The organism is Streptomyces sp. NPDC028368 (assembly GCF_055565615.1).
On the sequence record NZ_JBVHTY010000002.1, the window covers coordinates 49,958 to 63,522 of the forward strand.

Annotated in this window: 14 protein-coding genes and 1 pseudogene; 11 read left to right on the plus strand and 4 right to left on the minus strand. The window is 72.9% G+C overall.

Annotated elements, in window-relative coordinates:
- The first annotated feature begins 47 nt into the window (after positions 1-47).
- Both ACZ4S3_RS03765 and ACZ4S3_RS03770 read left to right on the plus strand, forming a co-directional pair.
- The gene (locus ACZ4S3_RS03765; protein ID WP_467925328.1) at positions 48-1,463 is read left to right on the plus strand and encodes a ferredoxin reductase family protein; all 1,416 of its coding nucleotides are present in this window, start codon (positions 48-50) and stop codon (positions 1,461-1,463) included.
- A gap of 55 nt (positions 1,464-1,518) precedes the next feature.
- Positions 1,519-1,713 carry a hypothetical protein gene (locus tag ACZ4S3_RS03770; RefSeq protein WP_467925330.1) on the plus strand — a complete coding sequence of 65 codons (195 nt, stop codon included), beginning with the start codon at positions 1,519-1,521 and terminating at the stop codon, positions 1,711-1,713.
- 6 nt (positions 1,714-1,719) lie between these two features.
- Here the strand turns inward: ACZ4S3_RS03770 and ACZ4S3_RS03775 are convergent, their stop codons facing one another.
- A complete protein-coding gene (locus ACZ4S3_RS03775) occupies positions 1,720-2,577 on the minus strand; it encodes an aldo/keto reductase (RefSeq protein ID WP_467925332.1) in 858 nt (285 codons plus the stop codon).
- Between the two features lie 62 nt (positions 2,578-2,639).
- Here ACZ4S3_RS03775 and ACZ4S3_RS03780 point away from each other — a divergent pair, with 62 nt between their 5' ends.
- Positions 2,640-3,428, plus strand: a complete 789-nt coding sequence (locus tag ACZ4S3_RS03780) for a sulfite exporter TauE/SafE family protein (protein WP_467925334.1) — start codon at positions 2,640-2,642, stop codon at positions 3,426-3,428.
- 122 nt (positions 3,429-3,550) lie between these two features.
- On the opposite strand, the gene ACZ4S3_RS03785 is transcribed toward ACZ4S3_RS03780, so the two are convergent.
- Positions 3,551-3,916 carry a cupin domain-containing protein gene (locus ACZ4S3_RS03785; RefSeq protein WP_467925336.1) on the minus strand — a complete coding sequence of 122 codons (366 nt, stop codon included), beginning with the start codon at positions 3,914-3,916 and terminating at the stop codon, positions 3,551-3,553.
- 326 nt (positions 3,917-4,242) lie between these two features.
- Here ACZ4S3_RS03785 and cutA point away from each other — a divergent pair, with 326 nt between their 5' ends.
- Together cutA and ACZ4S3_RS03795 are read left to right on the plus strand one after the other, a co-directional pair.
- On the plus strand, positions 4,243-4,539 hold the full coding sequence (gene cutA, locus ACZ4S3_RS03790) for a divalent-cation tolerance protein CutA (RefSeq protein WP_467927253.1): 297 nt from the start codon (positions 4,243-4,245) through the stop codon (positions 4,537-4,539).
- On the plus strand, positions 4,539-5,486 hold the full coding sequence (locus tag ACZ4S3_RS03795) for a trypsin-like serine peptidase (protein ID WP_467925338.1): 948 nt from the start codon (positions 4,539-4,541) through the stop codon (positions 5,484-5,486). Before cutA ends, ACZ4S3_RS03795 begins: the two co-directional genes overlap by 1 nt.
- A 15-nt stretch (positions 5,487-5,501) precedes the next feature.
- Here ACZ4S3_RS03795 and ACZ4S3_RS03800 read toward each other — a convergent pair whose 3' ends face one another.
- On the minus strand, positions 5,502-6,209 hold the full coding sequence (locus tag ACZ4S3_RS03800) for a SanA/YdcF family protein (RefSeq protein ID WP_467925340.1): 708 nt from the start codon (positions 6,207-6,209) through the stop codon (positions 5,502-5,504).
- A gap of 175 nt (positions 6,210-6,384) precedes the next feature.
- Between ACZ4S3_RS03800 and ACZ4S3_RS03805 the strand changes: the two are divergent.
- Positions 6,385-6,810 (plus strand): annotated as a pseudogene (locus tag ACZ4S3_RS03805) (gamma-glutamylcyclotransferase family protein); the annotation flags it as partial.
- Positions 6,811-6,920: 110 nt separating this feature from the next.
- Entirely contained in the window at positions 6,921-7,943 is a 1,023-nt protein-coding gene (locus ACZ4S3_RS03810; protein WP_467925342.1) for an adenosine deaminase, read from the plus strand.
- Positions 7,944-7,968: 25 nt separating this feature from the next.
- Here the strand turns inward: ACZ4S3_RS03810 and ACZ4S3_RS03815 are convergent, their stop codons facing one another.
- Positions 7,969-8,901, minus strand: coding sequence for an NADP-dependent oxidoreductase (locus tag ACZ4S3_RS03815; RefSeq protein ID WP_467925344.1), 933 nt, complete (start codon positions 8,899-8,901; stop codon positions 7,969-7,971).
- A 147-nt stretch (positions 8,902-9,048) separates the two neighbouring features.
- On the opposite strand from ACZ4S3_RS03815, the gene ACZ4S3_RS03820 reads away from it, so the two are divergent.
- From ACZ4S3_RS03820 to ACZ4S3_RS03835, 4 genes are all read left to right on the plus strand, one after another.
- Positions 9,049-9,483 carry a winged helix-turn-helix transcriptional regulator gene (locus tag ACZ4S3_RS03820; RefSeq protein ID WP_467925346.1) on the plus strand — a complete coding sequence of 145 codons (435 nt, stop codon included), beginning with the start codon at positions 9,049-9,051 and terminating at the stop codon, positions 9,481-9,483.
- A 196-nt stretch (positions 9,484-9,679) separates the two neighbouring features.
- A complete protein-coding gene (locus tag ACZ4S3_RS03825) occupies positions 9,680-10,693 on the plus strand; it encodes a sirohydrochlorin chelatase (protein WP_467925348.1) in 1,014 nt (337 codons plus the stop codon).
- A complete protein-coding gene (locus ACZ4S3_RS03830; protein ID WP_467925350.1) occupies positions 10,690-12,006 on the plus strand; it encodes a deoxyguanosinetriphosphate triphosphohydrolase in 1,317 nt (438 codons plus the stop codon). The genes ACZ4S3_RS03825 and ACZ4S3_RS03830 overlap by 4 nt, the downstream gene beginning before the upstream one ends.
- Before the next feature lie 287 nt (positions 12,007-12,293).
- Positions 12,294-13,556, plus strand: a complete 1,263-nt coding sequence (locus ACZ4S3_RS03835) for an NAD(P)/FAD-dependent oxidoreductase (protein WP_467925352.1) — start codon at positions 12,294-12,296, stop codon at positions 13,554-13,556.
- Positions 13,557-13,565: the final 9 nt, after the last annotated feature.

Consider the following 13,565-nt stretch of genomic DNA (forward strand, 5'->3'; position numbering starts at 1 on the left):
GTCCTGACCTGCTGTTTCGGCGCCCCGCATGGCCGTAGCTTCGGCATGTGACCAGCCAGCCCGACGCCCCGCACCCGCTCTACTCGCGGATCACTCCGCAGGCCGTGCCGCCCCGCCCCGACCGGCCGCCGCGCACCCCGTCGGCGCCCGCGCCCCCGCTACGGACCTCGCCGCGCGCTCTGTTCACCGGGCTGGCTCTCGGCGCGGGGCCGGTCATCATCCTCTGGCTGGCGCAGGCCACCCCCTCCCTCCGCCTCGACGCGCTCTTCGCCACCTTCGCGCACCTCAGCGGCCTGCTCGCGGCGTACGGCATCCTCGTCATGCTGCTGCTGATGGCCCGCGTACCCGCCATCGAGCACGGCGTCGGCGCCGACCGGCTGGCCCGTGTGCACGCCCTCGGCGGCCGCTACGTCCTCACCCTGTGCCTCGCCCACGCCGCCCTGGCGCTGTGCGCCTGCGCCGCCCACACCGGCGCCGACCTGCTCAGTGCCGCCGTCGGCCTGATGGGCTACCCGGCCCTGGCCGCGGCCGCCGCCGGCACCGTCCTGCTGGCCGCCGTCGGCGCCTCCTCGGCCCGCGCGGTCCGCCGCCGCGTACCCCACGAAATCTGGCGCGCCGCCCACCTGTTGGCCTACCTGGGCGCCGCCCTCGCCTTCGCCCACCAGCTCTCCGGCCCCGATCTGGCCGGCGGTCCGCTCGCCGCCTGGCTGTGGACGATGCTGCACACCACCATCGGCGTCCTGCTGGTCTGGTACCGCCTGATCGTGCCGGTGCGCCAGGCGTTGCGCCACAGCCTGCGCATCATCGAGGTCCGCACCGAGGGGCCGGACGTCGTCTCGGTCGTCATGCAGGGCCTCGCCCTGGATGCGCTGCGCGCCGAGCCCGGCCAGTTCTTCCGCTGGCGCTTCCTGGACCGGCGCCTGTGGCGTACGTCCCTGCCCTTCTCCCTCTCCGCGCCGCCCCGTAACGACACCCTGCGCATCACCGTCAAGGCGTGCGGCGACCACACCCGCCGGATCCGCCGGCTCCGCCCCGGCGTACGGGTCCTGGCCACCGGCCCGTTCGGCGCCATGACGGCCCACCGCCGTACCCGCCGCAAGGTGGTGCTCCTGGCCGGCGGCGTCGGCATCACCCCGATGCGCGCCCTCTTCGAAACCCTCCCCGGCGGCCCCGGTGACCTCACCCTCCTCTACCGGGCGGGCAACGCCGCCCAGTTGGTCCTGCGAGACGAACTCGAAGCCATCGCCGAAGCCCGCGGCGCCGCCCTCCACTACCTCCTCGGCCCCTCCGACGCCTCCTTCGACCCACTGGCCCCGCGGGCCCTGGGCAACCTCGTCCCCGGCCTGCCCGAACACGATGTGTATGTGTGCGGCCCGCCCGGCATGACCGCGGCGGCGCTCACCGCACTGAAACGGGCGGGTGTACCGGACTCCCGGATCCACGCGGAGCACTTCACCTTCTGACCACCATTTCCCCCGCCCCCCGTCCCCCGCCCCTGCTCCAGGACCCGGACTCCCCATGGCCAGACACCGCAAGCCGCACATCATCCCGGCCGCCACCCTGCGGGCCCGCCGCCGGCTCGCGGCATGCCTGGCAGGGGCGAGCGCCCTCACCGCCACGCTGGTCTCCCTGACGGTGACCCCGGCCGCCCCGCCCGCCCCGGACCGCACCCCGGCGGGCCACACCGCCCCCGAGCCGCAGGCGGCGCCGTAGAGCCGGCTACGCGGCCGCGCCCAGCCGCGCCATATCGTCCACCGTCAGCGCGATCCGCCCGGCATCGAGGTTCTCGTCCAGGTGGGCGAGCGATCCCGTACCGGGCGTGGGCAGCAGGACGGGGGAGCGGTGCAGCAGCCAGGCCAGCGCGATCTGCCCGGTGGTCGCCCCGTGCCGCCGGGCGACCTCGGTGAGCGCTTCACCGGTGCCCCCCGTCAACGCCCCGTGTCCCAGCGGAAACCACGGCAAGAACGCCACGCCGCGCCCCTCGCACCACTCGACCACCGCCTCCGACCCCCGGTCCATCAGGTTGTAGCGATTCTGTACGGAGGCGATCGGCGCACACTCCGACGCCCGCGCCAGCTCCGCCACACCCACGCTGTCCAGCCCGATGTGCCGGATCTTTCCGGCCTGTTGCAGCTCCACCAGCGCACCCAGCTGCTCGGCCATCGGCACCTCGGGGTCCAGCCGGTGCAGCTGATAGAGATCGATCGTCTCGACCCGCAGCCGTTGCAGACTCGCCTCACACATGGCACGCAACTGCTCCGGCCGCCCCGCGATATGCCAGATATCCGGCCCGGTACGGACCACCCCGCCCTTCGTCGCGATCACCAGCCCCGCGGGATACGGATACAGGGCCCGTGCCACCAACTCCTCGGCCACGTCGGGCCCGTAGTTGTCGGCGGTGTCGATCAGCGTGACCCCGCGCTCCACGGCCCGCCGCAGCACCGCAACGGACCGCTCGGGGTCCTCGTGCCGTGCCCCCCAGTACCCGGGCCCCGCCAGCCCGCCGGTCCCGAACCCCAGCCGCCGCACCGGCAAACTTCCACCGACCGGAAAGTGTTTTTCGGTTTCCGTTCTCATGGTCCAGAGCGTAGATCGCCGGGCCGCCCATGTCTCGGGCCGGTCGTTCGTAAGATCATGCGGTGCCCCCTGACATATCACTGCTCACGCTGTCGCTGCTGTGTGTGGCCGCCCTCGCGGCCGGCTGGATCGATGCCGTGGTGGGCGGCGGCGGACTGCTGCTCCTCCCCGCTCTGCTGGTCGGACTGCCGCATACGCCCGCCGCCTACGTCCTCGGCACCAACAAGTCCACGGCCATCGTCGGCACCACCGCGGCGGCCGTCACCTATGTCCGCAAGGCGCCGATCGACGTACGGATGGCGCTGCGTATCGGCCTCGCCGCGATGGCCGGATCGCTGGGCGGGGCGTTCTTCGCGGCCGGTATCAACAGTGCGGTGCTCCGGCCGCTGATCATGGCCGTACTCCTTGCCGTGCTCGCCTTCATCCTCTTCCGGCCGGCCTTCGGGACCGCCCCGGCGCCGTCGGAACCGGTCACCCGGCAGCGGGTGCTGGCGGCAGTCCTCATCGTGGGACTGGGCATCGGCTTCTACGACGGCCTGATCGGACCCGGGACCGGCGCCTTTCTCGTGATCGCGCTGGCCGCCGTCCTGCATATGGACCTGGTCACCTCCTCCGCCACGTCCAAGGTCGTCAATGTCTGCACCAACATCGGCGCGCTGACGATGTTCGCCCTGCAGGGCACCGTGCTGTGGCAACTCGGCGCGCTGCTGGCGCTGTTCAATCTCGTCGGCGGCCTGGTGGGCGCCCGGATGGCACTCAAGCGCGGTGCCGGATTCGTGCGGGGAGTGCTGGTGGTCGTGGTCATCGCGCTGCTGTGCAAGCTGGCCTACGACCAGTGGCTGACCGGCTGACCACATGCCGTAGCCACTACAGAAAATTCAGAAAAAAGTGAAGAATGAAAGCAGCAGGAAGCGCCGGGTGCCGGACCTCATCGCGGACCCGCCGGGAGTCGCAGGTACGACGCCGCGTGGGCTCAGCCCCGGGCCGCTGCCACCGTCGCCGCGCCGCGGGCTCGCGGCGCCACCGCTGTCACGGCCGTCAGCAGCACCGCGGAGTCCTCGATGGCCTGCAGCGCGTGCCGCTCGTGCGCGATCGCGGTGACCTGACCGGCGATCAGGTCCTGGCTCCCGTGCGGCCCGGTCAGCCGGACCCGGCCCTTCAGTACCTGCAGGCTCGCCGCCGGCGGAGCGTTGTGCTCGTCCAGCGAGGCCCCGGCGATCAGCGCGATCACGGTCTGCCGCAGCGGGCCGTCATGCAGAAAAAGATGGGCGCTGCGGCCGTGCGCGGAGGCCCTGGCGTCGTCGATCTGGTCACGGATGAGGGCGTTGAGGTCGTTCATGGTGCGGGCCTTTCCGTGTGAACCGCCGGCGGGGATCCCCTTCCATCCTTGCCGCTGCACGGGTGGCCGCAACCGGGGCGTTCCGGTATGAGCCAGGTGTTCCCATACCAACCGGGGCGTCCGGGTGGATGCCGGCCAGAGGTGGCCCGTCATGACCGGGATGATGATCGCGGTCCGTACGATGCGAGCGATCACCCTGTACGCGCCGTGCGAGACGAATTCCTGCTCCCCACCGCGAAGGATGCGCACCCGTGGCCGACCCCGAACCGTTCTCAGCAGCCGAACTGTCCGATCCGGGCGGGCAGTCGGCCCGTTTCCTGACCGTCATGACGACCACCGACAGCGAGCGCAAGGCCGAGCTTCTGGCGCGCGGCGCGATCGAGGGCCGCCTCGCCGCCTGTGCGCAGGTCAGTGCGCCGGTGACCTCGGTGTTCCGGTGGGAAAGCGCCGTCGAGACCAGTCAGGAGTGGCAGGTGCTGTTCAAGACGGCGGCCGTGCGGTACGGGGCGCTGGAGGCCTATCTCCACGATGCGCACGACTACGAGACACCCGAGATCATCGCCACCCCGATCACCCGGGGCGGCACCGGTTATCTGGACTGGATCACGAAGGAGACGAGCTGATGCAGCAGCGATGGGGGAGGGCGGCGGCTGTGGTGCTGGGCATCACGCTGGGCCTTGCGACGGCATCGGTCAGCCGCGCGACCGACGACGGCAGCGACGGCGCCGCAAGCACAACCTGGACCAGTAAGGACGCCACCGACTTCTGGACGGCGAAGCGGATGGCCGGCGCCATAGCGCCCGCCCAGGGCAGAACCCGGCCCCGCCCCTCGCCCGTACCGCCGGCCGGGGCCACCACGCAGCCCAAGTCCTCGGCCGCACGGCCCCTCGCCGCACGGCACTTCGACGGCATTCCCTCCGTCGGCGTGCTGTTCACCATCGACGGGAACTCGAAGGCGCACCACTGCACCGCCAGCGTGGTGCGCAGCCCGCACCGCGACCTGATCCTCACCGCAGGGCACTGCAACCCGGGCTCGCGCGCCGCCTTCGTCCCGCAGTACACCTCGGGCGCGGCCACCCAGCCATACGGGGTATGGGCGATCGGCGACACCTTCGACTACCCCGACCGCGGCACCACCGGGGACGGCGCCGACCACGACTTCGCCTTCGCCACCGTCGAGCCGGACGACCAAGGCCGCCTGCTGGAGGACGTCACCGGGGGCAACACCCTTGCCCCCACCCGCGGTTACACCCACCCGGTCACCGTCGTCGGCTACCCCAGTGTGCGCAACGACCCGCAGGACCGGGCCGTACGCTGCGAAACCCGCACTTCCCGGCTGGCCGGCACCCGTCAACTGCGCATGGAGTGCGGCGGCTTCTACGGCGGCACCTCCGGCAGCCCCTGGCTGACGAACTTCGACGAGAGCACCGGCACCGGCCGCGTCATCGGCCTGATCGGCGGCCTCAACGGCGGCGGCCCGAGCGGTCCGCACAGCGACCGGATCTCCTACAGCCCGTACTTCGAAACGGACATCCTGGCTCTCTACGCCCGCGCCACCCAGGAGGACTGAGGGCCCGCGGAGGCGCTATCGCAGCGCCTCCGCCACCCCCTTCTCGCGCGGCCCGAGGAAGTGCGGATCGGGCCGCAGCAACGCGTCCGCCGCCGCCTTCCCCGCCGCGAAGATCTCCCGTACGCCGCCATAGGCCCAGGTCACATCGTGCTTGGCGGCCACCCCGACCCCGTACGACTCGATCCCGGCCGCCTCGCACAGCGCCAGCGCCCGCCGGATGTGGAAGCCCTGGCTGACCAGCACCGCCCGGTTGACGCCGAAGATCCGGTGCGCGCGGCTGCACGAGTCCCAGGTGTCGAAGCCCGCGTAATCGCTGACGATCTTCCGGGCCGGGACACCGTGCCGCAGCAGATAGGCGCGCATCGCGTCCGGCTCGTCGTAGTCGTGGGTGCTGTTGTCGCCGGTGACCAGGATGGCGCGGACCGTGCCGCGGTCGTAGAGATCGGCCGCCGCATCCAGGCGGTGCGCGAGATACGGGGACGGCTCGCCGTTCCACAGGCCCGCGCCGAAGACGACGGCAACCGGCGCCGCCGGCGCGTCGGCGACCGTGCGGACGCGGGGACCGGCCATCGCGTTCATCCATGTCGCCGGCGCCAGCGCGAGCACCGTCACCGCCACCACCACCTGGTAGGTGCGGCGCCGGCCCCGCCGGGTCCGCGGCAGCCGTATGCGTCGCGCACCTTCGCGGAGGCGCCCCGCGAACCCCGGCCCCTGCCCTTCCATCCCTGCCCCCGTCCGCGGCCGCGAGGGATCTCGCAGGCTGCTGGTGATCGATGTCGCAAGCTGCGACGCCCGATGGCCGGTGATGGTTGCACCGGCGGCCTGGCATGGTGGCAGTAGGGGTGCAACGTCACAGCTCAGACCGGCACCCGGCGTCCCCGGAAAGGACCGACCGCCCATGATCACCGAGCCCGAGCGGCTGCCGTTCTTCGTCTACGGAACGCTGCGTCCCGGCGAGGCCAACCACGCCTGGACCCTGCGCGGCCGGACCGCCACCGAGGAGCCCGCCCGGATCGGCGGCGCGCTGCTCTACGACGGCCCCGGGTACCCGTACGCGATAGCCGGGCCCGCGGACGCGGTGGTGCACGGCACCCTCGTCCGGCCCCGCGACGCGGACTACGACGAGGTGCGCGCGGTGCTGGACCGGCTGGAGGACTACGTCCCCGGCGACCCGGAGAACGTCTACGAGCGGGTGACCACCGAGGCCGTGCGCCCGGACGGCAGCACGGTGCGGGCCTGGGTCTATCTGGCGGCCGAGCCGCTCGCCGCCCGGCTGCGCGCCACCGGGACCGCCATCGAGGGCGGCTGCTGGCCGGGCGACGCGGTGAAGCGGGCCCGGCAGGCGGCCGGGCCGGGCGCCGCGGCAGCGCCGGAACACGCCCCGGACCGGGCCCCCGCTAACCTGGACGATCCCTCCCGTACCGCAGAACAGGTGTGACCCGCGTGCCTCCCTCCCCCTCCGCCGCATCCGCTGCCAAGCCCCCGCTGCCCAAGGCGGAGCTGCATCTCCACATCGAAGGCACCCTGGAGCCGGAGCTGGCGTTCGCCCTCGCCGAGCGCAACGGCATCACGCTCCCCTACGCCGACCAGGACGCGCTGCGCCGCGCCTACTCCTTCGCCGACCTGCAGTCCTTCCTCGACCTCTACTACGCGCTGATGGCCGTACTGCGCACCGAGGACGACTTCGCGGACCTCACCAACGCCTACCTCGCGCGCGCCAAGGAGCAGGGCGTGCGGCACGCCGAGATCTTCTTCGACCCGCAGGCGCACACCGCGCGCGGCGTCCCGATCGGCACCGTCATCCGCGGGCTGTCCCGCGCGCTGGACGCCGCCCAGGAGACGTACGGCATCACCACCCGTCTCATCATGTGCTTCCTGCGCGACGAGAGCGCCGCATCGGCCCTGGCGACCTTCGAGGCGGCCCGCCCCTACCTCGACCGGATCACCGCCGTCGGCCTGGACTCGGCGGAGGTCGGCCACCCGCCGTCGAAGTTCAAGGAGGTCTACGCGCTGGCGCGGGAGGCCGGGCTCAAGTGCGTGGCGCACGCGGGGGAGGAGGGGCCCGCCGCCTATGTGTGGGAGGCCCTGGACATCCTCGGCGTCGACCGGATCGACCACGGGGTGCGCTCCCTGGAGGACGAGCGGCTGGTGGCCCGCCTGGTGGCGGACCAGATCCCGCTCACCGTCTGCCCGTTGTCGAACGTCCGGCTCCGCGTCATCGACGACCTCGCCGACCATCCGCTGCCCGCCATGCTGGACGCCGGCCTGCTGGTCACCGTCAACTCCGACGACCCCGCCTACTTCGGCGGCTACGCGCACGACAACTTCACGGCGGTACGCGACGCCCTCGGCCTCGACGAGGAGACCCTGCGCACCCTCGCCCGCAACTCCTTCCGGGCGTCGTTCCTGGACGAGGGAACCCGGGCGGCCTACCTCAAGGAGATCGAGGCGTACTAGGGGGAGCGGGCGGGGGCGCGCCCGGTCAGGGGACCAGCACGATCTTCCCCCGCACCCGCCCGCCCTCGCTCGCCGCATGCGCCTCGGCGGCCGCCTTCAGGGGCAGCACCCGGTCCACCGTGACCCGCACCGCGCCCGATTCCACCAGCCTGCCGAGCCGTTCGAGATCCGCACCCGACGGCGTGAACCCGAACTCCACATAGCGCAGCCCCCGCGCCCGCGCCGCCTCCCGTACGGCGGCGCGGTCGGGCCCCGTTCCCCGTACGTCGATCAGCAGCCCGCCCGGCGCCAGCGTTTTGAGGGACCGCGGGCCGTACTCCCCGCCGATCGGATCGATCACCACATCCACGTCCCGCGCCTCCTGCGCGAAATCGGCCGCCGTGTAGTCGATGACCTCGTCCGCGCCCAGCTCCCGCAGGAAGCCGTGCTTGGCGGCACGGGCCGTGCCCAGCACATACGCCCCGCGGGCCTTCGCGATCTGTACGGCGAGATGGCCGATCCCGCCCGCCGCCGCATGGATCAGCACTCGCTGCCCGGCCCGCACATCGGCCACCTTGACCAGCGGCTGCCATGCGGTGAGTCCCGCGACCGGCAGGGCCGCCGCCCGGACCGGACCGAGGCCTTCCGGCACCAGGGCCAGGGCCTCCTCGGACGCGGCGGCGTAGGCGGCGTAGGCGCCGTGCGGCGGAAAGACACAGCCGTACACCACATCCCCCACCCGGAAGCGCCCGGCGCCCGCCCCCGTCTCCACGACCTCGCCGCACAGGTCCAGGCCCAGCGTGAACGGCGGGTCGCCGAACTTCCGGACCGCGCCGGAACGCAGCTTCCAGTCCGCCGGATTGACACCGGCGCCGAGCACTCTGACGAGCACCTGGCCCGGTCCGGGCACCGGACGGCCGGTCTCGACGAGTTCCAGCACCTCGGGGCCGCCGAAGTGGCGCTGGCTGATGGCGGGCATGCGTGCGGACATGGTGAACCTCACGGAACAGGAGGGGACTTGGGGACGTGCCGGGCTTGGAGGACGTACCGGCGCGGTACGGGAACCATCCTGGTCAGAGTCGGTATCTCTTGTGAAGATGGCACCTTGTTGATACCTAGGTACCTCATGGATACCGACCCGATGGGCGGCACCGCCCGTCCCCTCACCTACCGCCGCGACTGCCCCTCCCGCACCGTTGTCGAAGTCCTTGCCAACAAGTGGTCGCTGTACGTCCTCGCCGCCCTCCGGAGCAGCGACCGCCCGCTGCGCTTCAGCGAACTGCGCCGCCTGCTCGACGGCATCACGCAGAAGATGCTCACCCAGACGCTGCGCACCCTGGAGCGCGACGGCCTGGTCAGCCGCACCGTGTACGCGACCGTGCCGCCCAGCGTGGAGTACGGCCTGACCGCACTCGGAGTGCAGGCGGGCCGGCTGACGGCGGCGCTCGCCGAATGGTCGGTGGCGCACGCCCGCGACATCCTGGCCGCCCGCGCCGAGTTCGACCAGCGGCCCCCGCCCGCCCCGCTCACCCCACCCGTTCCATCCGCTCCGCCCGCATGAAGGCCGTGTCGGGGCGGGGCAGCCGGGGCGTCTCCACGCGCCGGCGGGGTGGGGGAGGGTGTTACGGGCGCCGACCGGGTCTGTTGCGGGCGCGCGGCGGGTACCTCCCGCGCGGCGCGGGCGTGCGGGGCCGGACGCCACGCGAAGTTCCCCTCGGGGAAACGGAACCGCAACGACCGGCTGCCAGGCTCCCGCCATGACGGAGTCGATACCGCACCAGCCCGCCCCGGTCGACCTCGCCCCGGCCCCGGTCGACCTCGCCCCGGCCCCGGTCGACCTCGCCCCGGCCCCGATCGACCTCGCCCCGGCCTCGGCGGGTCTCGCCACCGAGATCACCGCCCAGCTGAGCAGCCAGCTCAGCCGGGTCCGGCTGCACGGCTTCCGGCGCCCTCCCCGGCCCGCGACGGCCCCCGGTGACGCCGCCCCCACACTGGTCGCCGTCGCCCACGGCAGCCGCGACCCACGCGCCCTCCACACCGTCCGCGCGCTGCTCGACGGGATCCGCGCCCTCCGCCCCGGCCTGGCCGTACGGCTCGGCCATATCGAGCTGAACCGGCCGTCGCTCGCCGACACCCTCGAAGAACTGCGCGGCGAGGCCGTCCTCGTACCGCTGCTTTTCGGCCATGGCTACCACGTGACGCACGACCTGCCCGCCGCCCTGGCGGCCGCGCCCCACCTGGCGGGCCGGATCGCCGAGCCACTGGGCCCCCATCCCCTCCTGGCGGAGGCGCTGCACGGCCGCCTCCTGGAGGCCGGCTTCCCCTCGGCGCCCGCCCGCCACCGCACCGCCGTCGTCCTGGCCTCGGCCGGCTCCCGGGCGGCGCGCTCCGCCGAGGACACCGCCGGCATCGGCCGGCTCCTGTCGGCCCGCCTCGGCGGCATCCCCGTCATCCCCGCCCACCCGTCGCCCACCACCGCCCCAGGTGGAGACGCTTCGCGTCGCCTCTCGGATTCGGCCACCCCCACCGTCCCCGAAGCCGTCCGCCTGCTCACCGCCCGCGGCCACCACCACATCGCCGTCGCCGCCTGCTTCACCGCCCCCGGCCGCTTCGCCGCCCAGTGCGCCGCACACGCCCCCCGCATCGCCGCCGCGCCCCTGGGCGACCACCCCGCACTGGCCCGTCTCGTACTCCACCGCTACGACCAGGCGCTCCTGGCATGTACCGGATCCGGCCCCGACGGCATCAAGGCGGCTACCGTCGCTGTATGACGGGCACACCATCAACAACCGGACAGGCACCCGGCACACCGGGCTACACCGAGACGGACGCCGAACGCTGGGTCACCGAGCCCGACAAACGCCCCGGGCGCACCGCCTTCCAGCGTGACCGGGCCCGGGTCCTGCACTCCGCCGCCCTGCGCCGCCTGGCCGGCAAAACCCAGGTCGTCACCCCGGGCACCCTCACCCACGCCTGGGACGCCAGCCCGCGCACCCGGCTGACCCACTCCCTGGAGTGCGCCCAGGTGGGCCGCGAACTGGGCGCGGCCCTGGGGTGCGACCCGGACCTCGTCGAGGCCGCCTGCCTGGCGCACGACCTCGGCCACCCGCCCTTCGGGCACAACGGCGAGCAGACCCTCAACGAAGTGGCCGCGCCCTGCGGCGGCTTCGAGGGCAACGCCCAGTCGCTGCGGCTGCTGGCCCGCCTGGAACCCAAGCGGTTCGTGCCCGCCCCGGACGGCACCACCACCAGCGTCGGCCTCAACCTCACCCGCGCCGCCCTCGATGCCGCCACCAAGTACCCCTGGCCGCGCGGCGCGCACCCCACCGACGCCGCGTCGCCGAAGTTCGGTGTCTACGCGGACGACCTGCCGGTCTTCGACTGGTTCCGGCAGGGCGCGCCCGTCGCCGCGCGCAGCTTCGAGGCGCAGGTCATGGACTGGTCGGACGATGTGGCGTACTCGGTGCACGACGTCGAGGACGGGCTGCACGCCGGCCATCTCGACCCCAACCTCCTGCTCGCCGACGCCGAACGCGCCGAGATCTTCGCGGTCGCCGGTGAGCGCTACGCGCCCGGCGCGGACCCCCAGGAACTGGCCGACGCCCTGGACCGCCTCCTGGAGCAGGAGTGGTGGCCGCACGGCTACGACGGTTCCGCGCTCGCCCAGGCCCGCCTCAAAGACGCCACCAGCCAGCTGATCGGCCGCTTCTGCCTGGCCGCCGAGGTCGCCACCAGGGCCGCATGGGGCACCGGGCGGCTCACCCGCTACGGGGCGCAGCTGATGGTTCCGGCCGAAACACGGCTGGAATGCGCCGTTTTGAAAGCCGTCGCCGACCGGTACGTGATGCAGCGGCCCGACCAGGAAGCGGTGCGCGCGGACCAGCGCGTGGTGATCGCCGAACTGGCCGCGGTGCTGCTCGCCCGCGCCCCCGACGGCCTTGACCCGCAGTTCCGTTCGCTGTTCGACACCGCCGAGGACGACACCGCCCGGATGCGGGCCGTCATCGACCAGATCGCGGCCCTCACCGACGCCTCCGCGCGCTCTCTTCACGCCCGCCTCACGCGTCGCCCTGGTAACGCTTAGGGCAACCGAGGGTGACCCTGGGAAGGCAGACCCCCTTCCCCCCTCACGCTCCGTGCGGGACGCTCGAACACGACTGCTTCGAACGGGGAACCCCGACCGCACCGGACACATCAACAGGGGGCAAGGAAAACGGGGGCGGAGAACCGGGGGCGACGAACGGAGGCGGAGAACGGGGGCAGGAGAACACGGGGGCAGAGAACACACGGGGGCAGGGAACACGGGGGGCACCACCGGGGCGTTCACGGACGCGGACGCGGCCGTACGGCACCGCAACGAGGAGGAAGCAAGTGGTCGACGCACACCAGACGTTCGTCATCGTCGGGGGTGGCCTGGCCGGGGCGAAGGCCGCCGAGACGCTCCGCTCGGAGGGCTTCACCGGCCGGGTGATCCTCATCTGTGACGAGCGCGACCACCCCTACGAGCGCCCCCCGCTCTCCAAGGGGTATCTGCTCGGCAAGGAGGAGCGGGACAGCGTCTTCGTCCACGAACCCGCCTGGTACGCCCAGGCCCACATCGAACTGCACCTCGGCCAGCCCGCCGTCCACCTGGACGCCGCGGCCAAGACCGTACGCCTGGGCGACGGCACCCTGATCGTCTACGACAAGCTGCTGCTCGCCACCGGCGCCGAACCCCGCCGCCTGGACATCCCCGGCACCGGACTCGCCGGCGTCCACCACCTGCGCCGCCTCGCGCACGCCGAACGGCTGCGCGGCGTGCTGGCCTCCCTGGGCCGCGACAACGGCCACCTGGTCATCGCCGGCGCCGGCTGGATCGGCCTGGAGGTCGCCGCCGCCGCCCGCTCCTACGGCGCCGAGGTGACCGTCGTGGAGCCCGCGCCGACGCCACTGCACGGCGTCCTGGGCCCCGAACTGGGCGACCTGTTCACCGACCTGCACCGCGAACACGGCGTCCGCTTCCACTTCGGCGCCCGCTTCACCGAGATCGTCGGCCAGGACGGCATGGTGCTGGCGGTGCGCACCGACGACGGCGAGGAACACCTCGCCCACGACGTGCTCGCCGCCATCGGCGCCGCCCCGCGCACCGCCCTCGCCGAACAGGCCGGGCTCGCCCTGGTCGACCGCTTCGACGGCGGCGGTATCGCGGTGAACGCGTCCCTGCGCACCTCCGACCCGCACATCTACGCCGCCGGCGATGTCGCCGCCGCCGACCACCCCCTGCTCGACAGCCGCATCCGCGTCGAACACTGGGCCAACGCCCTCAACGGCGGCCCCGCCGCCGCCCGCGCCATGCTCGGCCGGCAAGTCAGCTACGACCGCATCCCGTACTTCTTCTCCGACCAGTACGACGTCGGCATGGAGTACTCCGGCTACGCCCCGCCCGGCAGCTACGACCAGGTGGTGTGCCGGGGCGACGTCGGCAAACGGGAGTTCATCGCCTTCTGGCTCACCGAGGGCCGTCTCCTGGCGGGCATGAACGTCAACGTCTGGGACGTCGCCCCGACCGTCCAGCAACTGATCCGCGCCGGGCAGCCGTTGGACGCCGACGTACTGGCCGATCCGGAGGTTCCGCTGGACTCGCTGCTCCCGTAGCGTGCCCGT